18 protein-coding genes are annotated in these 19,621 nt (G+C 69.5%); 12 read left to right on the top strand and 6 right to left on the bottom strand.

Features of this window, described 5'->3' with window-relative positions:
• Positions 1 to 54: 54 nt before the first annotated feature.
• From BFF94_RS11235 to BFF94_RS11215, 5 genes are all read right to left on the bottom strand, one after another.
• Positions 55 to 756 carry a DUF2848 domain-containing protein gene (locus BFF94_RS11235; protein WP_219139328.1) on the bottom strand — a complete coding sequence of 234 codons (702 nt, stop codon included), beginning with the start codon at positions 754 to 756 and terminating at the stop codon, positions 55 to 57.
• Positions 757 to 805: 49 nt separating this feature from the next.
• Positions 806 to 2,125 (bottom strand): MFS transporter, encoded by a 1,320-nt coding sequence (locus BFF94_RS11230; protein ID WP_128845854.1) that lies wholly within the window; start codon positions 2,123 to 2,125, stop codon positions 806 to 808.
• An 86-nt stretch (positions 2,126 to 2,211) separates the two neighbouring features.
• A complete protein-coding gene (locus BFF94_RS11225) occupies positions 2,212 to 2,907 on the bottom strand; it encodes a DUF4286 family protein (RefSeq protein WP_219139327.1) in 696 nt (231 codons plus the stop codon).
• A 100-nt stretch (positions 2,908 to 3,007) separates the two neighbouring features.
• Positions 3,008 to 4,054 (bottom strand): LysR family transcriptional regulator, encoded by a 1,047-nt coding sequence (locus tag BFF94_RS11220; protein ID WP_219139326.1) that lies wholly within the window; start codon positions 4,052 to 4,054, stop codon positions 3,008 to 3,010.
• Positions 4,055 to 4,232: 178 nt separating this feature from the next.
• Entirely contained in the window at positions 4,233 to 5,024 is a 792-nt protein-coding gene (locus tag BFF94_RS11215; protein ID WP_219139325.1) for an SDR family NAD(P)-dependent oxidoreductase, read from the bottom strand.
• A gap of 404 nt (positions 5,025 to 5,428) precedes the next feature.
• Here BFF94_RS11215 and ypfJ point away from each other — a divergent pair, with 404 nt between their 5' ends.
• The 12 genes from ypfJ to BFF94_RS11155 all read left to right on the top strand — a co-directional run bounded on the left by ypfJ (position 5,429) and on the right by BFF94_RS11155 (position 18,563).
• Positions 5,429 to 6,310: a KPN_02809 family neutral zinc metallopeptidase gene (gene ypfJ / locus BFF94_RS11210; protein WP_128844991.1), complete on the top strand. Its 882-nt coding sequence runs from the start codon at positions 5,429 to 5,431 to the stop codon at positions 6,308 to 6,310.
• A gap of 155 nt (positions 6,311 to 6,465) precedes the next feature.
• Positions 6,466 to 7,194 carry a helix-turn-helix transcriptional regulator gene (locus BFF94_RS11205; RefSeq protein WP_128844989.1) on the top strand — a complete coding sequence of 243 codons (729 nt, stop codon included), beginning with the start codon at positions 6,466 to 6,468 and terminating at the stop codon, positions 7,192 to 7,194.
• A gap of 79 nt (positions 7,195 to 7,273) precedes the next feature.
• Positions 7,274 to 7,471: a hypothetical protein gene (locus BFF94_RS11200; RefSeq protein ID WP_128844987.1), complete on the top strand. Its 198-nt coding sequence runs from the start codon at positions 7,274 to 7,276 to the stop codon at positions 7,469 to 7,471.
• Between the two features lie 232 nt (positions 7,472 to 7,703).
• Positions 7,704 to 9,206: an aldehyde dehydrogenase family protein gene (locus BFF94_RS11195; RefSeq protein WP_128844985.1), complete on the top strand. Its 1,503-nt coding sequence runs from the start codon at positions 7,704 to 7,706 to the stop codon at positions 9,204 to 9,206.
• 70 nt (positions 9,207 to 9,276) lie between these two features.
• Entirely contained in the window at positions 9,277 to 10,617 is a 1,341-nt protein-coding gene (locus BFF94_RS11190) for an aspartate aminotransferase family protein (protein ID WP_128844982.1), read from the top strand.
• 239 nt (positions 10,618 to 10,856) lie between these two features.
• Positions 10,857 to 12,359: an APC family permease gene (locus BFF94_RS11185; protein WP_128844980.1), complete on the top strand. Its 1,503-nt coding sequence runs from the start codon at positions 10,857 to 10,859 to the stop codon at positions 12,357 to 12,359.
• Entirely contained in the window at positions 12,356 to 12,943 is a 588-nt protein-coding gene (locus BFF94_RS11180; protein ID WP_219139324.1) for a DUF3156 family protein, read from the top strand. The genes BFF94_RS11185 and BFF94_RS11180 overlap by 4 nt, the downstream gene beginning before the upstream one ends.
• 69 nt (positions 12,944 to 13,012) lie before the next feature.
• A complete protein-coding gene (locus BFF94_RS11175; protein WP_128845400.1) occupies positions 13,013 to 13,951 on the top strand; it encodes a helix-turn-helix domain-containing protein in 939 nt (312 codons plus the stop codon).
• A gap of 166 nt (positions 13,952 to 14,117) precedes the next feature.
• Positions 14,118 to 15,326 (top strand): porin, encoded by a 1,209-nt coding sequence (locus tag BFF94_RS11170; RefSeq protein ID WP_128845397.1) that lies wholly within the window; start codon positions 14,118 to 14,120, stop codon positions 15,324 to 15,326.
• A 237-nt stretch (positions 15,327 to 15,563) separates the two neighbouring features.
• Complete coding sequence (locus BFF94_RS11165; RefSeq protein ID WP_128845395.1) at positions 15,564 to 16,802, top strand: ABC transporter substrate-binding protein; 1,239 nt, start codon at positions 15,564 to 15,566, stop codon at positions 16,800 to 16,802.
• A 34-nt stretch (positions 16,803 to 16,836) separates the two neighbouring features.
• Complete coding sequence (locus BFF94_RS11160) at positions 16,837 to 17,706, top strand: carbohydrate ABC transporter permease (RefSeq protein ID WP_128845393.1); 870 nt, start codon at positions 16,837 to 16,839, stop codon at positions 17,704 to 17,706.
• The gene (locus tag BFF94_RS11155) at positions 17,703 to 18,563 is read left to right on the top strand and encodes a carbohydrate ABC transporter permease (protein WP_128845391.1); all 861 of its coding nucleotides are present in this window, start codon (positions 17,703 to 17,705) and stop codon (positions 18,561 to 18,563) included. Before BFF94_RS11160 ends, BFF94_RS11155 begins: the two co-directional genes overlap by 4 nt.
• A gap of 32 nt (positions 18,564 to 18,595) precedes the next feature.
• Here the strand turns inward: BFF94_RS11155 and BFF94_RS11150 are convergent, their stop codons facing one another.
• A complete protein-coding gene (locus BFF94_RS11150; protein ID WP_219139323.1) occupies positions 18,596 to 19,618 on the bottom strand; it encodes a LacI family DNA-binding transcriptional regulator in 1,023 nt (340 codons plus the stop codon).
• Between the last annotated feature and the right edge of the window lie 3 nt (positions 19,619 to 19,621).

The following is a 19,621-nucleotide window of genomic DNA, read 5'->3' as shown; positions in this document are numbered from 1 at the left end:
GAAACGTGCAGGTGCGTCGTTCGCATCAGTACCCGTCGCACGCGCCGTTAACCGTCACGCCACCACCGGCAACACGTCAACCGCATACCGGTGCCGCAGGCTGCGCCCGAGCACCGGATCGTGCAGTTCCATCTCGAACGCGTCGCCGTCGGCCATCGCCGCGATCGCGCCATGCACGGTGACGGTGCCGCCATACATCGCGCAGCGCGCGGGCATCGTGCTGCGGTCGTCGAAACGCTGCCACAGCGCGTCCGGTGCGAGCAGGCCGCTGACCGCGCCGTGCTGGTACGCAATCCGTTCGCCGTTGCGCGAGACGAGCCACGAGCGCATCTCGATCGCATCCCAATGATCGGCGACGTCCGCATAGCGCCACGCGTCGCGGCCGAGCGGTTTCGCACACACCTGCTTCGACACCGCCACGCCGTACGCCTCGACTTCGCGGTCCGTATGATCGGAGCCGACTGTAACGAGCCTGCCGGCCGGGCTGTCGACCAGCACGCATTCGATCTCGCCGCCCGAGCGCGCGCCGAGCACGCCGATCGACGGCGCCTGCGTGAGCAGCGCGGACGACACGCGATAGAAGCACGGCGTGGTCGACGGCGGCGCGACGCCGAGAGCCGCGAGTTCGTCGATGTGTGCGCGGATGGCGGCCGGGTCGCGGCCGGCCCAGCCGGCGATCACGACGCGCTCGATCTCGACGTCGACGGCCGCCGGCGCGCCGTGCAGGGAAATCACGTTGAACGACAGGGCTTGCATGCGGGTATCCGTTTGAAGTGCGAAGGAATGAATCGGCTTTCAGCGCCGCTCAATCTGCGAGCGGCCGGTGCGCGGTCTCGCGCGCGGCGAGTAGCGCGATCGACGTGACGACGAGCGCGGCGGTGACGTACAGCGACACGGCCGTCGTCGTGCCCGTCTGCCGGAACAGCGTGGCGATCACGAGCGGCGCGAAGCCGCCGCCGACGATGCCGGCGAGCGTGTACGCGAGCGACGAGCCCGCGTAGCGCACGCGGGTCGGGAACTGTTCGGTCACGAACGCGCCCTGCGGGCCGTACATCACCGCATGGATCACGAGGCCGATCGCGACGGCCGCGACGATCGCACCCGGGCGCGCCGAATCGAGCATCGCGAAGAACACGAATGCCCACACGATGCCGGCGATCGCGCCGGCGAGATACACGGGCCTGCGGCCGAAGCGGTCCGACAGCGCGCCGAAGAACGGCACCGCGAGCGCGTTGCAGGCCGTGCCGACCATCACGGCCGTCAGCGCGACGGGGCGCGACAGGTGCAGTACGGTCGTCACGTAGGTCAGCGTGAACACGACGATCAGCGCGTACAGCACGTCCGAGCCGATCCGCGAACCGCCCGCGATCAAGAGGCGCTTCCAGTGATACTTCAGCACGTCGGCGACGGGCACGTCGGCGGTCGCGTGCGATTCGGCAAGCTGCTCGAACTGCGGCGTTTCGTCGACGCCGCGCCGCAGCCAGAAACCGAACACGACGAGCAGCGCGCTGGCCGCGAACGGCACGCGCCAGCCCCACGACAGGAAGTCCCCGGACGTGGTCGACAGCGTCACGAGCGCGATGCAGCCGGTGCCGAGCAGCGTGCCGAACGACGGGCCCATCTGCGTCCACGACGCGGACAGCCCGCGCCGTTTCTGGTCGCCGTGCTCGACCGACAGCAGCACCGCGCCGGCCCATTCGCCGCCGAGCGCGACGCCCTGCACGAAGCGCAGCGCGACGAGCAGGATCGGGCTCAGGATGCCGGCCTGCGCATAGGTCGGCAGCACGCCCATCAGCGCGGTCGTTAGCCCCATCAGCACGAGCGTGAGCATCAGCACCGCGCGGCGGCCGATACGGTCGCCGAGGTTGCCGAACACGAAACCGCCGAGCGGGCGTGACACGTAGCCGACCGCATAGGTCGAGAATGCGAGGATCGTGCCGGCCAGCGGATCGACCGACGGAAAGAACAGGTGGTTGAAGACGAGCGCGGCGAGCGTGTTGTAGATCGTGAAGTCGTACCACTCGAGCGACGTGCCGATCATGCTCGCGGTCGCGAGTCGGCTGGTGCGGACGCGGCGGGGCGCGTGGGCGGCGGGCTGGGCGAGAGTGCTCATGGTATCGGGCATGTCGTGACGGATGACGGGGTGAGGCGCGGAGCCGGCGCCGCGGCGCGCATGGCGGATGCGCGGTGGCCGGCGGCGGCGTTCGGCGTTCAGGCAGGCAGTGCGGCAGCGGCGGCCGGTTTGGCTTCGGCTTCGGCTTCGCTGCGCGCAACCGGCAGCGGCGCGGCGGCGCGCCACAGCAGGTCGAAGGTGCGCACGTCGTCGTGCCCGGCGAGCGCGGCGGCCACGCGGCGCGTCGCGGCCGCATCGCTGCCTTCGATCAGCACGAGCGCATCGGCGGCCGGGCGGGCGGCCGCATCGGCGCCGATCGGCGCGGACAGGTCGGGCGCGGTGCGAAAGAGCCGCGCGGCGTGGATGCCCGGTTCGCGCAGCACATCATCGAAGCGACCGCGCAGTTGCGGCACGTCGATGCGATCCGGCGGCAGCACGAACAGCGCGAGATGCGCGCCTTCGCCGTCGCCGGCCTCGATCGTCAGTTCTCCGACGCGCCGCTGCGTGCCCGTCATGCGTTCGAAGTTCGCGAGCGACCACGCGGTCTGCTGCGTGAAGGCTCGCCGGTACGCATCGCCGCGGAACACGTCGAGCACGTCCGTCACGTACAGCGCGAGGTACTGGCGCGGGCCGCCATCGGTCGCACGAAAACGCCGCGCGTGCGTGAAGCCGGGAATCGCGACACGTTCCTGCATGTGCTCGCGGTCGTACCACGCGTTGAAGTCGGCTTCGTGCGCGGGGTCGATATCCGTCCAGACGCAAAGCTGGCCATGCGGAAGGGAAAGGCGGGTCATCGCGGGGTTCCTCGTGACGGGGGGTGTCAGGAACCGCAGTTTCCCGAAGACGCGCCGTGCCCGTCCAACAAGAAAACAAATTCGCGGTGAACAGGTTTTCTTATGAGCGGCGCGGACGGCGTTTCGCGGGCGTGGCGGCAGGTGGCGCGGCTTTCGTCGCGCGCTTCGCTTGCGCCTGTGCAGGGGGCTTTGTCTTTGCCGTCTTGCGGGCGGGCGAGGCGTCGACGCTATCGGGCCCGGCCGGTACGGCCGGCTTGGCGTGGCTCGCGGCGGCCGGCATCGCGCGCGCGACTTCGCTCGCGAGTTCCGCGATGCGCGCGGCAACCGGCAGGCCCTGGCTGCGATACGTCGCGACGAGCGGCAGCGCGGGGAATTCGGGTTCGACGTCGAGCAGTTCGAGCGCGCCTTCGTGCAGCTCGCGCCCGATGATCGCGGGCGGCAGCGCGGCCACGCCGAAGCCGTCGGCGACGAGGCGGATCATCGCGGCGACCGACGTGATGCAGTTGATGCTGGCCGGCCGCTCGACGGCCGCGAACAGCCGCTCGATCGTCGCGTGCGGCCCCGAGTGGCGCGAGAAGCTGATGATCGGAAATTCGGCGAGGCGCGCGACGTCGAGCGGCTGGCCGCCGAGCCCGAGGCGCGGGCTCGCGGCCCAGCGCACCGGGAATTCGCACAGCGGCAGGTTCGTGAAGTCGGGGCCCGGCACCGGGTCGGTCTGCAGGATCAGGTCGACGCCGTCGGTGCTGAGCAGGCGGATCAGGTGCAGCGTCGTGTCGCTCGTGATCTCGACGTCGAGGCGCGGATAGCGCTCGCGCAGTTGCGCCATCAATGCGGGGAACCAGCTATGCACGATCGATTCGATCACGCCGATCCGGATCAGGCCCGCGTCGCTCGCCGCATCGATGTCGCGGCGCATTTCGCCGTCGAGCCGCACGATCCGCTCCGCGTAGGCGAGCATGCGCCGGCCCGCGGGCGTGAGCGTGGCCGAGCGCGTGTTGCGGTCGAACAGGCGCACGTCGAATGCTTCCTCGAGCGACGCGATGCGGCTCGACACGGCGGCCTGCGTCGTGTGCAGTTTCTCGGCCGTGAGCCGGAAATTTTCCAGCTTCGCGAGCCAGACGAAGGTTTCAAGAAACCGGATGTTCATCGAGGTCAGAGCCGTGAGGCGGTGCCGGGCGGGGCGGCCGGATCGGTCGATGGTAGCGGATTTCCGGGGCGGGAAACTAACGGGGGTGCGTGCCGGGCGGTCGAGTGCCGCGGGACGGGCGCGGAACGCCGGCCGCCACCCGCGACGATGCGTCACGCGAGCGGCGCGCCCGCGCGCGTCAAAGCTTGTCGAACGCGAGCGTCGGCACGTCGACGACCATCGCGCCGCCATCGGCGACGAGCGTCGCGCCGGTGACGAACGACGCATCCGGCGACGCGAGGAACGCGCACACGGCCGCGATTTCATCGGGATCGGCCGCGCGCCGCAGCGGCACGTCGGCGCTGACGCGCGCATACGCGCGGTCGAGCGTGTCGCCATGCGCGGCCATCAGCGGTTCCATTTCCGCGTCGGCCATCGGCGTGCGGACCCAGCCCGGGCAGACGGCATTCGCCCGCACGCCGTGCGGCCCGTAGTCGCGCGCGAGCGACCGCGCGAGCCCGAGCAGCGCGTGCTTGCCGACCGTGTAGCCGCATACGCCGGGCCCGGCCGCGAGCGCCGCGATCGACGCGACCAGCACGATGCTGCCGCGCTGTGCGATCAGGTCGGGCAGGCACGCGCGCGCGCTGACGAACGCGGTGTCGAGGTTCGCGTGCATCGCATCGCGCCATTGCGCGTCGTCGGTTTCGTCCGCGCGGCCGACGCCGTGGCCGCCCGCGCACGCGACGAGCGCGTCGACGCGGCCGAAGCGTTCGGCGATCCGCGGCAGGAAGCCGGCCCAGTCGGCGGTGTTCGCGGCGTCGCCGGCGAGCGCGAGGCCGCCCGTTTCGGCGGCCAGCGCGTCGAGCGGCGCCTGACGCCGCCCGATCAGCACGACGCGCTCGCCGCGGCTGGCGAAGCGGCGCGCGCACGCGGCGCCGATACCGGTGCCCGCGCCGGTGATCGCGATCGTGCTGGGGGGCGGGTGCGTCATGTCGTTCTCCGGAAAGGTGGGGTTGCCGGTCACTTTAGGCGGCGCCGGCAAGCGCCGGTATCAGCCGAAAGGATGAACGCGGGCGGCGTCCGGCCGGCCGGAACGGTCGGGGCTCATTTTGCAAAGACTGACGATGTTCGCCGCCGAATCGCTCTATCCTCCACATTTCTGCGATAAGTCACGAAAGCCCGGCAAAATAGCGCGGGCGTGCACGTGCATCGACGCGCGGCGCGTCGGCCGGCCGGTGCCGTCGTGCGAGCGGCGCGGCAGGCCGGCGAGCTCGGCGCGAGCGTGCGGCCGATGCGCGGATACCGCGTCTGCCGATGGATCGTGTCGCCACGGCTGATCGCCCGGTTGCGCGCTGGCGCGGCCGGACCATCGACAGGAACAGGGAGGGGCCGGCAATGAGGCTGGACGACGAAAGAGAAAGCATGAACGTCGAGGATCGCCGCGGCGCCGGCGGTTTCGGCGGCGGGCGCGGTGCGACGATCGGCATCGGCACGATCGTGGTCGCGCTGGCCGCGTCGTATTTCTTCGGGATCGACCCGCGCGTGGTGCTCGAAGGCGCGTCGGCGCTGCAGGGCCGCCAGCAGCAGGCGCAGCCTGCGCCGGCGCAGAGCCAGGGTGCGCCGGCAAACGATTCGGGCGCGGTGTTCACGCGCAAGGTGCTCGGCAATATCGAGCGCACGTGGACGGGCGTGTTCAACACCCAGCTGCATGCGCAGTACGAGACGCCGAAGCTCGTGATGTTCACGAACTCGACGCCGACCGCATGCGGCACGGGCCAGACCGCGATGGGGCCGTTCTACTGTCCGGCCGACCGCAAGGTGTATATCGATCTCGGCTTCTACGACGAACTGCGCAAGCGCTTCGGCGCGGGCGGCGATTTCGCGCAGGCTTACGTGATCGCGCACGAAGTCGGCCATCACGTGCAGAACCTGCTCGGCATTTCCGACAAGGTCGACGCCGCGCGCAGGCGCGCCAGCCAGGCGCGCTCGAATGCGCTGTCGGTACGGATGGAACTGCAGGCCGACTGCTTTGCCGGCGTGTGGGCGAACAATGCGCAGCACGCGAACCAGCGGCTGATGGAACCCGGCGATTTCGAGCAGGGGCTGAAGGCGGCGGCCGCGATCGGCGACGATCGCCTGCAGCAGCAAGGGCAGGGCTACGTCGTGCCGGAAAGCTTCACGCACGGCACCAGCGAGCAGCGCATGTACTGGCTGCGGCGCGGGATGGAGTCGGGCGAGGTGAGCGCCTGCGATACGTTCGCCGCGAACGCGCGCTGAAAGTCGGCGCGCGCCCCGGCGCGCGAGCGCATCGTCCCGGTCGAATCGACTGAACCGGGACGATTTGCCGATTTGTGCTCACCGGCGCTTTTCGGCGCCGGTAGGCTGGCCCGGACTTCGAGATTCGATACGTTCGCCCGCCAGCCGATTCCACCATGCCGCCCCCATCCGTTTCCGCCGATCACGACGCCGCCGACTGGCAACGCGCGCTGCGCGCTTGCGTGGACGCGTTCGACGCGTTCGCGAGCCCGTCCGCGATCGTGTTCTACCGGCTCGACCAGAGCGGCGAGCCGGCTGATTTCGAGCTGTTCGGGATGCCGGAATCGATGCATCGCATCTATGTCGCGCGCTACCGGATGCTCGATCCGCTGCATCCGTCGCGCTGCGCGGCGGGCGTCAGCGCGGTCGTCACGCTCGCTTCCCAATTGCCTGACGAAAGACGCGACGCGTCCGCGTACTGGACCCGTTTCCTGCGGCGGCACGACGTGGCCGACGTCGTCGAGATCTGGCTGCGCGACGCGGGTCGCACGGTCGGCGCGTTCTCGCTGCTGCGCTTCGGGAAAGGCGACGCGGACGGCAACAGCACGGCGGGACGGTTCGCGCCGGGCGAGATCGACGCGCTGGCAAGGTTGCAGCCGGTCGCCGAAGCGGCGCTGGCCCCGCTGCTGCGTGCGCGGCGCGGGATCAACCGGATCGGCTGCGAGGAACGGCTGACGTACCGCGAGGAACAGATCGCGCGCCTCGTGCGCGACGGCCGCTCGAACAAGGAGATCGCGCGCGATCTCGCGCTCGGGCAGCCGACCGTCAAGACGCACCTGATGCGCATGTATCGCAAGCTCGGCGTGTCGAACCGCACGGAACTGGTCGGGGCGCTGTTCCTGTAAGCGTTCTGCTCGCGGGCCCTCGAGATCGTGCAGTACCATGCGCGATCGTCGTTTCTAAAACAATCGAGGGCCGGGAAAAATGGATGTCGCGATCATTGCTGCTTCGCTTGTAGTCATCGCCTTGAGCATTGCGCTGCCGATTTTCATCATCAGAACCGCAAGAAGCGGGACCTACGATTCGCTGTACTTCCTGATCCCGCTTGCGCTCGGCGTTTATTGGCTGGACTACCAGGCGTACGACTTCCTTGCGTCGATGGCGCACGGTTTCAGAAACTGACGATTCAACGACCGGACTTTGGTCCGGCGCCAAAACAGGCAGCAGCCTGCGCCGATCACGGGCCGGCTTTCTGCCTCGCTCCGCCAGACGTTCCGCTGGTTGGAACCCGCTCCGTAGTGCCCCACGCGCTGCCAATTTGCGCTCACCGGGCGCGATCCCCCCTCGATACAGTGGTCCGACGCCCGCGTGCCCACGCGCCCGCGGTCCAGCCACGACAATCATCGAGACGCCCATGAGCACCACGAACTTCGTCGCCGTCAGCGACACCGTGCGCACCTTCGTTGCGCGCGACTTCGGCCTCTTCATCGACGGTGAAATGCAGCCCGCGCACGCGGCCGCGCGGCTCGACGTGTACGAACCCGCGACGGGCGAGCGGCTCGCGACGGTCGCCGACGCCGACGAACACGACGTCGAGCGCGCGGTCGCCAGTGCGAAGCGCGCATTCGACGCGCGCGTGTGGAGCGGGCTGCGCCCGGCCGACCGCGAACGCATCCTGCTGAAACTCGCCGACCTGATCGAACGCGACGCCGAAACGCTCGCGCAGCTCGAAACGCTGAACCAGGGCAAGTCGATCCACGTGTCGCGCGCGATCGAAGTCGGTGCGAGCGTCGAATACGCGCGCTACATGGCCGGCTGGGCGACCAAGATCACCGGCCAGACGCTCGACGTGTCGATCCCGTTCCCGCCCGGCGCGCGCTATACGGCCTATACGCGCAAGGAGCCGGTCGGCGTGGTCGCCGCGATCGTGCCGTGGAATTTCCCGCTGATGATCGCGGTGTGGAAACTGATCCCGGCGCTCGCGGCCGGCTGCACGATCGTGCTGAAGCCGTCGCCGGAAACCCCGCTCACCGCGCTGCGCCTCGCCGAGCTCGCACTTGAAGCCGGCGTGCCGCCCGGCGCGTTCAACGTCGTCACGGGCGGCCGCGTCTGCGGCGCCGCGCTCGCGAGCCACCCGTCGATCGCGAAGATCTCGTTCACGGGTTCGACCGCGACCGGCAAGCTGGTCGGTGCGGCGGCCGTGCAGAACATGACGCGCTTCTCGCTCGAACTCGGCGGCAAGAACCCGATCGTGATGCTCGACGATATCGACGTCGCGCAGGCGCTCGACGGCGTCGCCGCCGGCGCGTTCTTCAACCAGGGGCAGGTGTGCGCGGCCGCGTCGCGCATCTACGTGCATCGCAGCAAGTTCGCGCAGCTCGCGGACGGCCTTGCGGGCGTCGCGCAGTCGATGAAGCTCGGCGCGGGCCTCGACACGACCGCGCAGATCAACCCGCTCGTCTCCGCGCACCATCGCGACAAGGTCGTCCAGCACATCGAAGGCGCGCGCCGCGCCGGCCTCACGTTCCTCGCGGGCGGCACGCCGGCCGACGAATTGCCCGGCTACTACGTGAAGCCGGCCGTGATCGCCGATCCGCATCCGGACAGCGCGATCGTGCGCGACGAGGTGTTCGGCCCGGTGATCGTCGTCGTGCCGTTCGACGACGCGGCCGACGCCGTGCGCCTCGCGAACGCGTCGCCGTACGGCCTCGCCGCGAGCATCTGGAGCAACGACCTGAAGCGCGTGATGAATCTCGTGCCACAGATCGAGGCCGGCACCGTGTGGGTGAACTGCCATATCCCGCTCGACCCGTCGATGCCGTTCGGCGGCTACAAGCAATCGGGCATCGGCCGCGAATTCGGCCAGTACGCGATCGAAGGCTTCACCGAAACCAAATCCGTCTGCATCGCGCACTGACGCGCGACACCAACCCCGAACCCGGAACTCGAACGACCCGGGTTCAAACGATCCGACAGTGGAGACTGCAATGAGCTACAACGAAGCGAAATTCTGGCATCCGATGGTGCACCCGAACGAAATGAAGCAGCGCAAGCCGATCCGCATCGTGCGCGGCGACGGCTGCTATGTGTTCGACGAAGAGGGGCGCAAACTCGTCGACGGCGTCGCGGGCCTGTGGAACGTGAACGTCGGCCACAACCGCCAGGAAGTGAAGGACGCGATCGTGCGCCAGCTCGACGAGCTCGAATACTTCCAGCTGTTCGACGGGATATCGCATCCGCGCGCGGAAGAGCTGTCGAAGAAGGTGATCGACATGCTCGAACCGGAAGGCATGCGCCGCGTGCTGTACAGCTCGGGCGGCTCCGATTCGATCGAGACCGCGCTGAAGATCGCACGCCAGTACTGGAAGGTGCGCGGCCAGGCCGACCGCACGAAGTTCATCTCGCTGAAGCAGGGCTATCACGGCACGCACTTCGGCGGCGCGTCGGTGAACGGCAACACGGTGTTCCGCCGCAACTACGAGCCGAACCTGCCCGGCTGCTTCCACGTCGAGACGCCGTGGCTGTATCGCAATCCGTTCACCCAGGATCCGGAAGAACTCGGCCGGATCTGTGCGGAGATGCTCGAGCGCGAGATCCTGTTCCAGAGCCCCGACACGGTTGCCGCGTTCATCGCGGAGCCGATCCAGGGCGCGGGCGGCGTGATCGTGCCGCCGGCCAACTACTGGCCGCTCGTGCGCGAGGTGTGCGACCGCTACGGCGTGCTGCTGATCGCCGACGAGGTCGTGACGGGCTTCGGCCGCAGCGGCAGCATGTTCGGCAGCCGAGGGTGGGGCGTGCGCCCGGACATCATGTGTCTCGCGAAGGGGATCTCGTCGGGCTACGTGCCGCTCGGCGCGACGGTCGTGAACGCGCGGATCGAGGACGCGTTCGCCGCGAATGCGGATTTCGGCGGTGCGATCATGCACGGCTACACGTATGCGGGCCATCCGGTTGCGTGCGCGGCCGCGATCGCGAGCCTCGACATCGTCGTGAAGGAAGACCTGCCGGCGAATGCGGCGAAGCAGGGCGCGTATCTGCTCGAAGCGCTGCAGCCGTTCGCGGAACGCTTCGCGGCGGTCGGCGAGGTGCGCGGCAAGGGGCTGATGCTCGCGCTCGACCTTGTCGCGAACAAGGCGACGCGCGAGCCGATCGACCCGCTGTCCGGCTATGCGAACGCGGTCGCGGAAGTCGCGCGCGAAAACGGCGTGCTGGTGCGCCCGGTCGGCACGAAGATCATCCTGTCGCCGCCGCTTGTGATCCAGCGCGAGCAGCTCGACCGGATCGTCGACGCGCTCGCGGCGGGCTTCGAGGCCGTGCCGTTCGCGTGACCGCGTGATCGCGTGACGGCAAGCCGGCAGCGGGCGGCCCGGCCGCCGCTGCCGGTTTGCCGATTTGCGCTATGACCGGATTATTTTGCCTGCGTATTTTCTCGACATCGGATCACGGTGTGATCGACAAGGGGCCCGGGTATCGAAGCGCGGAGGCGCTGCCCCGGGCCGGCCGCCAGGCATGGGACTCGCGCACGCGCCGAAGCGCCGGCGCGGGTCGACAAAGGAAGGAGACAATGATGTCGGGATGGTCAGGAGTTACCGGCGCCGCGGGCGATGCGCCCGCCGGCACGCCGGCCGAAGGCGATGGCGGCACGGCGCTGAAGGCGGGCGCGGTCGGTTTTCCGACCGCGCTGGCGAGCGCCGTCGGCCTCATCATGGCAAGCCCAGTGATCCTCACCGCGACGTCGGGCTTCGGGATGGGCGGCTGGGCATTCGCGGTCGCGATGATCATCGCGTTCGTGATGATGCAGGCGCAGGCGACCACCTTCTCCGAAGCCGCCGCGATGCTGCCGACGGCCGGCTCGGTTTACGATTACCTGTCGTGCGGGCTCGGCCGCTTCTGGGCGATCACCGGCACGATCTCCGCGTACTTCCTCGTGCACGTGTTCGCCGGCACCGCGGAGACGATCCTGAGCGGCATCATGGCGCTCGTCAATTTCGAATCGCTGAACGCCGCGTTCGAGAAGCACAACAGCTCGTGGCTCGTCGGCGTCGGCCTCGTGGTCACGTTCGCGATCACCAACATCATCGGCATCAAGGTGTTCAGCAAGCTCGAGATCGTGCTGACGGCCGGCATGTGGCTGTCGCTGATGATCTTCGGGATCCTCGGGCTCGCGGCCGCGCCGGCCGTGCATCTCGACGGCTGGTTCGGCGGCTCGGAAGTCGGCACGTCGGTGCCGGCCGTGCTGTCGCTCGTCGGGATGGCGATGTTCATGTTCGTCGGCTGCGAGTTCGTCACGCCGCTCGCGCCGGAAATGAAGGCGCCGGGCCGCACGATCCCGCGCGCGATGGCGATCGGCCTCGTCGGCGTCGCGGTCTGCATGTTCCTGTACGGCGCGGCGATCCGCCGCCAGGTCGCGAACGTGCCGGTGAGCCCCGACGGCCTCACGCACCTGCTCGACACGCCGGGCGCGATTCCCGCGTTCGCGCTGCAGGTGCTTGGGCCCTTCGGCCGCGTGTGGTTCGGCATCGCGTTCCTGTGCGCGGGCGCCGCGACGATCAACACGCTGATGGCCGGCCTGCCGCGCATCCTGTACGGGATGGCGATCGACGGCGCGCTGCCGCGCTGCTTCGCGTACCTGCATCCGCGCTTCAAGACACCCGTGGTCGGCATCGTCGCGGCGGCGGTCGTGCCGATCTTCCATGCGTGGCTGATCAACGGCAATCTCGACAGCATCCTGCACCTCGTGCTCGCCGCGACCTGCGCATGGGGCACCGCGTACCTGCTCGTCACCGCGTCGGTCGTGATGCTGCGCATCCGCCGCCCGGACCTGCCGCGCCCGTACCGTTCGCCGCTGTTCCCGCTGCCGCAGATCGTGTCGAGCGTCGGCATCGTGCTCGCGATCTGGTACATCACGCCGCCCGGCATGAACGCGCGCGACATCTACGTGCCGTTCGGCGCGATGCTCGGGCTCACCGCGCTGTATGCGCTGTTCTGGACGCTCGTCGTGCAGCGCAGGCATCCGTTCAGGCCGGTGCCGGTCGAGGAAGTGCTGCGCCGCGAGCACGTCGCGTCGTGAAGGCCGCGCTCGCCCGGTGGCGCGCGGCGCCCGCTGCGCCGCCGCCCGGCCACCGGCCCGGCGCGATCGCCGCGCGCGTGCTCGCCGACCTGGATGCCGTGCGCGACGCCGACGAGGCCGACGGCGCTACGGCGCGGCTGCCGAACGGCGTGCGCGTGAGCGTCGAGGAGCGCGTCGAGCGCCAGTTCCTGATGCATACGGTCAGCGTGAAGGTGGCGGCGAGCGCAGGCGGCCCGGCCGCGCAGGGCAGCGCCCGCGTGCGGCAGACTGGCTGGCTGCGCCGCACGGGCATCGATGCGGCGATCGCGCCGGGATGCGACCCCGGATTCGTCGACACGGTGGCCGCGCTGATCGCCGAGCCGTCGCTGGCCGACGCGCTGCGGCCGCTGCACCTGACCGATTGCGCGATCGACGCACGCGACGGCCGCTGGACGCTCGCGATCGTGCCGTTCGGCGGCAGCGAGGTCGTGAACCGGATGCCGTCGTTCCGCCGCTACGTCCGGCTGACCGGCGAGCAGGCCGCCGCGCTGTCGGCGGCGTTGCTTGCGTTCGAAACCGCACTACACCGGATTTTGCGGGGGTAAGCTGTGCCGTTGCGTGCCGGGCGAACCCGGCGGCTGCGTTCAGGAATCAGGGTTTTACCGGAGATGCCGATGCTGTTCCAGTCACGCTCACACGAAGACGTGCACGATCACGGGCTCGCGATCGCGGGCTGGCATCAGGTCTACCGTCAGATGACGCCGGGCCGCTTCAAGGGCACGGTCACGCAGGTGCTGTACGACGATTTCCACTTCTTCCGCGAAACGACCAACCGCCGCGTCGCGCAAACCGGGCTCGCGCCGGCCGGGCGCACGTCGCTCGCGGTGCCGCTGTCCGTGCCGCTCGCGGGCACGTTCCAGGGCCAGCCGGTCGATGGCTATGCGCTGCTCGCGCTGCGCGCCGGCGAGGATTTCGAGTTCCACACGCCGGAAGGGATGGGGCTCGTCGGGATCAGCGCGGCGTCCGACATGGTCGACGAGCTGTGCGAGGCCGAATTCGGCGCGGCCGGCGCGCGCAAGCTGCGCCACGTGACGCGGCTGTCCGACGTGCAGGGCGTCGCGCTCGGCGTGCGGCTGTCGGCGCTGATCGACGACGCGCAGCGCAACCCGGGCCACCTCGAATACGCGGCCACCCGCAAGATGTTCCGCGACGCGATGCTCGGCATGTTCCTCGATGCGCTCGAACAGGGCATCGGCGTAGAGCGCCGCGACATCACGCACGCCACCTACAGCGACATCGTGAGCCGCTGCGAGAAGCATCTGCGCGACCGGCCCGAGGAACCCGTCACCGTGCTCGAACTGTGCCGCGCGCTGCGCTGCAGCCGCCGCACGCTGCAAACGAGTTTTCAACGTGTTGCCGACGTCACGCCGGTCGGCTATTTGCGCACGATCCGGCTGAACGCGGTGCGCCGCATGCTGCGCACGACGTCCGTGCAGCAGCTCGGCGTCGGCGAGGCCGCCGCGAGCTGGGGGTTTACGCACCTCGGCTATTTCGCGCGCGAGTATCGCGACCTGTTCGGCGAGCTGCCTTCCCACACGACGCGTCCCGAATGACGCACGCGCACCTGGGCGCCGCCGCCGGGCGCCGTTGCGGGCAGCGCACGCCACGGTTTGCCGATTTGCGATAGAGGTCCTGAATTTTCGCTGGATAGAGTCCCGTCACCCATATCGACAACATCATCGATTTGCACTGCGAATCGATGAACACTGAGGGCGGGACATGAAGATCGGACGACGACTGGCCGCGGCTGCGGCCACGCTGGGTTGCATGCACGCACATGCGCAGACCTCGGGCAGCGTGACGCTGTACGGCACCGTGGATACCGGCATCATCTACTCGACGAACCAGCAGTTCACGCGCGCCGACGGCAGCACGGGCGGCGGCCATGCGTGGCAGATGGGCGGCGGCAACCTCGTGCCGTCCCGGTTCGGGTTCCAGGGCGCCGAGCCGCTCGGCGGCGGGCTCGACGCGGTGTTTTCGCTCGAGCAGCAGTTCCTGTCCGCGAACGGGCAGGCGCTGCAGGGCGGCACCGCCTTCAGCCGGCAGGCCTGGGTCGGGCTGCGCCAGGACGGGATCGGCACGCTCGGCCTCGGCCGGCAATACGACTCGTATACCGACATGCTCGGCGCGTATGTATCGAGCAACAACTGGGCGACGCCGTACGGCTCGCATCTCGGCGACGTCGACAACCTGAACGCCGCGTTCAACTTCAACAACGCGGTGAAGTTCACCAGCGCCGATTTCAACGGCCTCACGTTCGGCGGCACGTTCAGCTTCGGCGGGCAGGCCGGCGACTTTTCCGCGAAGCGCGGCTATGCGGTGGCCGCGACTTACACACGCGCGCCGGTCGCGTTCTCGGTCGGCTATCTGGACCTGCACCAACCGCTCGACGCGGCGCTCGGCGGCGCGAGCGGCTATATCGGCGATTTCGCGTGCAGCAACCCGGGCGCGATGTATTGCCTGCTGCAGGATGCCGGCTCGATGCGCGCGTTCGGCGCGGGCGGCTCGGTCACGCTCGGCGCGGCGACGGTCGCGCTCACCTACACGCATACGCGCCTCGGCGACAGCCGCTATTTCTCGACCGCCGCGCAGCCGCGCACGCAGGCGTTCACGTTCGACATCGGCGAGCTGAACGTCACGTACCTGTTCACGCCCGCGCTGCAGGGCGGCGTCGCGTACATCTTCAATGCCGCGCATACCGACGGGCGCGGCACGACGCGATTCCACCAGGTGAACGTCGGCACGAACTACAGCCTGTCGAAGCGCACGGCGCTGTATGCGGTCGCGATCGGCCAGATCGCGAGCGGCACGGGGCTCGGCACCGACGCGAACGGCAGCGCGGTGAACTACGCGCAGATTCCGGTGCTCGCGAACAGCAACTCGAGCCGGCAACTGGCCGTGATGGCCGGGATCCGCGTGAACTTCTGACCTGGCCGGGAAGGTCCGGCCGGGGAGGTCTGGCCGGGAAGGTCTGGCCGGCGGCAGGGGGAGCCGGGCGGGGCGGGGCAGCCGGGCAACGCGGCGGCCTCTTCCGCCGCGTGCCATAAATTCTTAACGATCCGCGTGAACAATGGCGTTCGCTTCAGGCAGCCAGAAGCGTCGCCCGCGTTGCACACGTGTGCAACGCCTGGCCGTCCCGCCACCACGCCGATCGAGAGAGACCTCATGACCTTGCTGAGCCGCCTGCGCGCGCTGTCCGCCGCCCTTGCGCTGTCCTTCGCCGCCACGCACGCCGTTGCCGCGGATCTCGTCATCGCAGGCCGCGACGACATCTACGGCAAGGGGCTGGCCGACGCCGTCGCCGGCTTCAACAAACTGCACCCGGGCACCGAGATCGAGCTGCTCAAGCTGCCGAACGCGAACCTGTACCAGAAGCTCAAGCTGTCGATGCGCGAGGGCACCGGCGCCTACGACCTCGTGATGATGGACGACACGTGGGCGCCCGAATTCATCGGCAACGGCTGGCTGAAGCCGCTGCCCGCGTCGCTCGCGGACGCCGATCTCGTGCCGTCCGCCGTCGCGCTCGGCCGCAACGCGGCCGGCGCGCTGTACGCGCTGCCGATCGTCGGCAACGTCGAGATGTTCGCGTACCGCAAGGACCTGCTCGCGAAATACAAGCTGCAGCCGCCGCGCAACTGGGACGACGTGCTGAAGATCGCGCAGACCGTCGGCGGCGCGGACAAGAGCGTGTCGGGCGTCGTGTTTCGCGGCACGAAGGGCAACCCGGTCGTGACGGGCTTCCTGCCGATCCTGTGGGCGTACGGCGGCGACGTGTTCGACCATGCCGGCAACGTGACGATCGATTCGCGCGAGGCGCAGGCCGCGCTGAAGACCTTCCTCGCGCTGAAGGCGTCCGCGCCGAAGGACGTCGACGTGTACGGCGCGGCCGAAGTGCGCGATGCGCTGCAGCGCGGCACGGCCGCGCAGTCGATCGAGGTATGGCCGGCGTGGGTGCCGGCGCTCGACGATCCGAAGCAGTCGCGCGTGGTCGGGCAGATCGCGCTGCAGCCGCCGCCCGGGCAGACCGCGGGCCCGGCGCCGATGCTCGGCATCTGGCAGATGGGCATTCCGAAGGACGCGCCGCACGCGAAGCTCGCGCAGGACTTCCTGGCGTACCTGACCGCGCGCGACACGCAGATGCGCCTCGCCGGAATCGGCATTCCGCCGACCCGCCGCAGTGTGTTCAACGATCCGGCGCTGGTGCGCCAGTACCGCTGGTATCCCGATCAACTGAAGGCGCTCGAGGCCGGCCGTGCGCGGCCGCGCGTGAAGGACTGGCAGCAGGTCGAGAGCATTCTCGGCGACCAGCTTCAGCTCGCGCTGACCGGGCAGTCGGCGCCCGACGCCGCGCTGCGCCAGGCGCAGCAGAAGATCGCGCAGGCGATGGCCGCGGCCGGCAAGTGACGGCCCGCTTCGACTGGACACCCGGACACCGCGCATGAAAGCCCTCGGCCGCAGCCTGCCGTTCGTCGCGCTGCTCGGGCCTGCGCTGCTGGTGCTCGCCGCGCTCGCGCTGTATCCGGTCGCGCAGGTGCTGGTCGATTCGTTCTGCCGGGTCGACTACGCGGCCGGCCGCCGCGCGTTCGCGGGGCTCGCGAACTATCGCGCGGTGCTCGGCGACGATGCGTTCACGGCCGGCTTCGGCAACACGCTGAGCTTCACGATCGTGGCGTCGCTCGCCGAAGTCGCGCTCGGCTTCGGCCTCGCGCTGCTGTTCGTGCGCGCGTTTCCGGGGCGGCGCATCGCGCTGCCGCTCGCGATCCTGCCGATGATGCTGTCCACGCTCGTGTGCTCGGCGATCTGGCGCAACTGGCTCAACTTCGACGGCTTCCTGAACGCGTTGCTCGCGGCGTTCGGCATCGAAGGCGTGCGCTGGCTGTCCGATCCGCATCTCGCGCTGTGGTCGCTCGCGCTGGTCGACGTGTGGCAGTGGACGCCGATGGCATTCCTGATCGTGCTGGCCGGGCTGCAGTCGATTCCCGGCGAACTGTACGAAGCCGCGCGCACCGACGGCGCGAGCGAGTGGCAGTGTCTGCGCGACATCACGCTGCCGCTCGCGGCGCCGCAGATCGGCCTCGCGCTGCTGCTGCGCTCGATCGACACGTTCAAGCTGTTCGACAAGGTCTATGCGCTGACGGGCGGCGGCCCCGGCAACGCGACGCAGACGCTGTCGACCTATATCTACGACACGGGCTTCCGCTTCTTCAACGTCGGGCCGGCGAGTGCCGCGTCGGTGCTGATGCTCGCGGCGTCCGCGCTGCTGGTCTCGGGGTATGTATGGCAGACGGTTCGCAAGCGGCGCGCATGACGGCGCGCCCCGCAGGCATCGCCCACGCGCGAACGGGCGCCGCATTCGGTCGCGCGGTGCCGTGGGCGCTGCGCATCGTCGCGCTCGCGCTGTTGCTGCTGCCGTGCCTGTGGATGGCCGGCGCGGCGTTCATGCCGACGCTCGAACGCCTCGATCATCCGTTGCGGATCTGGCCGGCCGCGCCGACCTTCGAGCATTTCGCGTCGGTGTGGTCGAACGGCATCGGCGCGCCGCTCTTCAATTCGCTGCTGGTCGGCTTCGGCACGACGCTGCTCGCGCTGGCGCTCGCGTTTCCGGCCGCGTATGCGCTCGTGCGGCTGCGGTTTCCGGCGCGGCTCGACCTGCTGTTCCTGGTGCTCGTGCTGGCGTTGAAGCTGATGCCGCCGATCACGATCGCGGTGCCGCTGTTCGCGCTCGCGAAGCGGCTGCACCTGCTCGATTCGACGCTCGGCCTGATGCTCGCGTATCAGATCTATGCGCTGCCGATGGCGATCTGGATGCTGCTCGCGTTCGTGCGCGACGTGCCGATCGAATACGAGGAAGCGGCCTGCATCGACGGCGCGGGGCTTGCGCGGCGGCTCGTGCAGATCGTGCTGCCGCTGTGCGCGCCGGGGCTGATCGCGACCGCAATCTTCGTGTTCATCGCCGCGTGGAACGAGTTCCTGATCGCGCTGCTGTTCGTGTCGACGCCGAGCCGCTTCACGCTGCCGCTCGCGATCGCCGGCTACGTGACGGAGAACGGCATCGACTGGGGCGACCTGATGAGCGCCGGGCTGATGGCGTCGCTGCCCACGCTCGCCGTGGCCGGCTATGTGCAGCGCTACCTGTTGCGCGGGTTCGCGGGCGGGCTGAAGTGACGCGCGGCGCCGCCGCGCCCGATTTCAACCCGTCACGCGCAGCTGTCCCGCACCACCTGCGTGACCGGCACGACGCGCGTGCGCGACGGGCCGTCGAACGCCTGCATCCGGTCGGCGAGCAGGTCGATCGCCGCATGCGCGAGGCCGCGCGTGTCCTGCCGCAGCGTCGTCAGCCGATACGCATCGTATTCGGCGGCCGGGATGTCGTCGAAGCCGATCACGCGCACGTCATCCGGCACGCGCAACCCGAATTCGCCGCGCGCGACGTCGATCACGCCAAGCGCGAGCAGGTCGGACGAGCAGAACACGCCGTCCGGCCGTTCACCGGCCGCGAACAGTTGCCGCGCCGCGTCGATTCCGCTTGCATGGGTATCGGACGGCGTGTCGAGCACGCGCGCGAGCGTCGCGTCGAACGCATCGCCGCGCCCGATCGCGTGCTCGAACGCCGCGGCGCGCGATTGCGCGCTGTAGCTCGCGCCGCGCGGCCCGACGAACGCGAGCCGGCGCGCGCCGGCCCGCACCAGCCGCTGCGCTGCGTGGACGGCCCCCGCCGCGTTGTCGCTGACGACGACATCCGCGCCCGGCAGGTTCGCATCGCGGTTGATCATCACGACCGGGATCCGGTGTTCGAGATACTGCTGCGCGACCGACAGCGGCGGCGATGCGGATGTCATCACGAGGCCCGCGATCCGGTAGCTGAGCAGTTGTTCGAGCGATTGCCGGACCTGGCGCGGATCTTCCGCATTGGTCACGAGCGGCGTGAGCGCGCGCTGCCCGAGTGCGGCCATCAGGTCCGACAGCAGCCGCGCGCGGAACGGATTCTCGAACCCGGCCGTCACGACGCCGATCATGCTGCTGCGCTGCGTGATCATGTCGCGTGCGATCAGGTTGACCTGATAGCCGAGCGCGCGTGCGGCGACCATCACGCGTTCCCGCGTTTGCGGCGCGATGCTTGCCGTCGGCGAGAACGCACGCGACACCGCGGAGCGCGATACGCCGGCCCGCGCCGCGACGTCCGACGCCGTCACCCACGGTTTTCTTTCCTTGTCGTTCATCGA

The sequence above is a fragment of the Burkholderia catarinensis genome, assembly GCF_001883705.2.
In the GTDB taxonomy this organism is placed as follows: domain Bacteria; phylum Pseudomonadota; class Gammaproteobacteria; order Burkholderiales; family Burkholderiaceae; genus Burkholderia; species Burkholderia catarinensis.
The sequence above is the reverse complement of the archived record's forward strand: the minus strand, read 5'-3'. Positions and strand labels throughout refer to the sequence as shown.

What these genes read in the sequence shown, in the direction of transcription:
- ypfJ (WP_128844991.1), top strand. Translation starts at nt 5,429, where the DNA reads ATGAGGCTGGACGACGAAAGAGAAAGCATGAACGTCGAGGATCGCCGC.
- BFF94_RS11235 (WP_219139328.1), bottom strand. Translation starts at nt 756, where the DNA reads ATGCAAGCCCTGTCGTTCAACGTGATTTCCCTGCACGGCGCGCCGGCG.
- BFF94_RS11225 (WP_219139327.1), bottom strand. Translation starts at nt 2,907, where the DNA reads ATGACCCGCCTTTCCCTTCCGCATGGCCAGCTTTGCGTCTGGACGGAT.
- BFF94_RS11220 (WP_219139326.1), bottom strand. Translation starts at nt 4,054, where the DNA reads ATGAACATCCGGTTTCTTGAAACCTTCGTCTGGCTCGCGAAGCTGGAA.
- BFF94_RS11185 (WP_128844980.1), top strand. Translation starts at nt 10,857, where the DNA reads ATGTCGGGATGGTCAGGAGTTACCGGCGCCGCGGGCGATGCGCCCGCC.
- BFF94_RS11200 (WP_128844987.1), top strand. Translation starts at nt 7,274, where the DNA reads ATGGATGTCGCGATCATTGCTGCTTCGCTTGTAGTCATCGCCTTGAGC.
- BFF94_RS11165 (WP_128845395.1), top strand. Translation starts at nt 15,564, where the DNA reads ATGACCTTGCTGAGCCGCCTGCGCGCGCTGTCCGCCGCCCTTGCGCTG.
- BFF94_RS11160 (WP_128845393.1), top strand. Translation starts at nt 16,837, where the DNA reads ATGAAAGCCCTCGGCCGCAGCCTGCCGTTCGTCGCGCTGCTCGGGCCT.
- BFF94_RS11155 (WP_128845391.1), top strand. Translation starts at nt 17,703, where the DNA reads ATGACGGCGCGCCCCGCAGGCATCGCCCACGCGCGAACGGGCGCCGCA.
- BFF94_RS11230 (WP_128845854.1), bottom strand. Translation starts at nt 2,125, where the DNA reads ATGCCCGATACCATGAGCACTCTCGCCCAGCCCGCCGCCCACGCGCCC.
- BFF94_RS11195 (WP_128844985.1), top strand. Translation starts at nt 7,704, where the DNA reads ATGAGCACCACGAACTTCGTCGCCGTCAGCGACACCGTGCGCACCTTC.
- BFF94_RS11205 (WP_128844989.1), top strand. Translation starts at nt 6,466, where the DNA reads ATGCCGCCCCCATCCGTTTCCGCCGATCACGACGCCGCCGACTGGCAA.
- BFF94_RS11150 (WP_219139323.1), bottom strand. Translation starts at nt 19,618, where the DNA reads ATGAACGACAAGGAAAGAAAACCGTGGGTGACGGCGTCGGACGTCGCG.
- BFF94_RS11170 (WP_128845397.1), top strand. Translation starts at nt 14,118, where the DNA reads ATGAAGATCGGACGACGACTGGCCGCGGCTGCGGCCACGCTGGGTTGC.
- BFF94_RS11175 (WP_128845400.1), top strand. Translation starts at nt 13,013, where the DNA reads ATGCTGTTCCAGTCACGCTCACACGAAGACGTGCACGATCACGGGCTC.
- BFF94_RS11215 (WP_219139325.1), bottom strand. Translation starts at nt 5,024, where the DNA reads ATGACGCACCCGCCCCCCAGCACGATCGCGATCACCGGCGCGGGCACC.
- BFF94_RS11190 (WP_128844982.1), top strand. Translation starts at nt 9,277, where the DNA reads ATGAGCTACAACGAAGCGAAATTCTGGCATCCGATGGTGCACCCGAAC.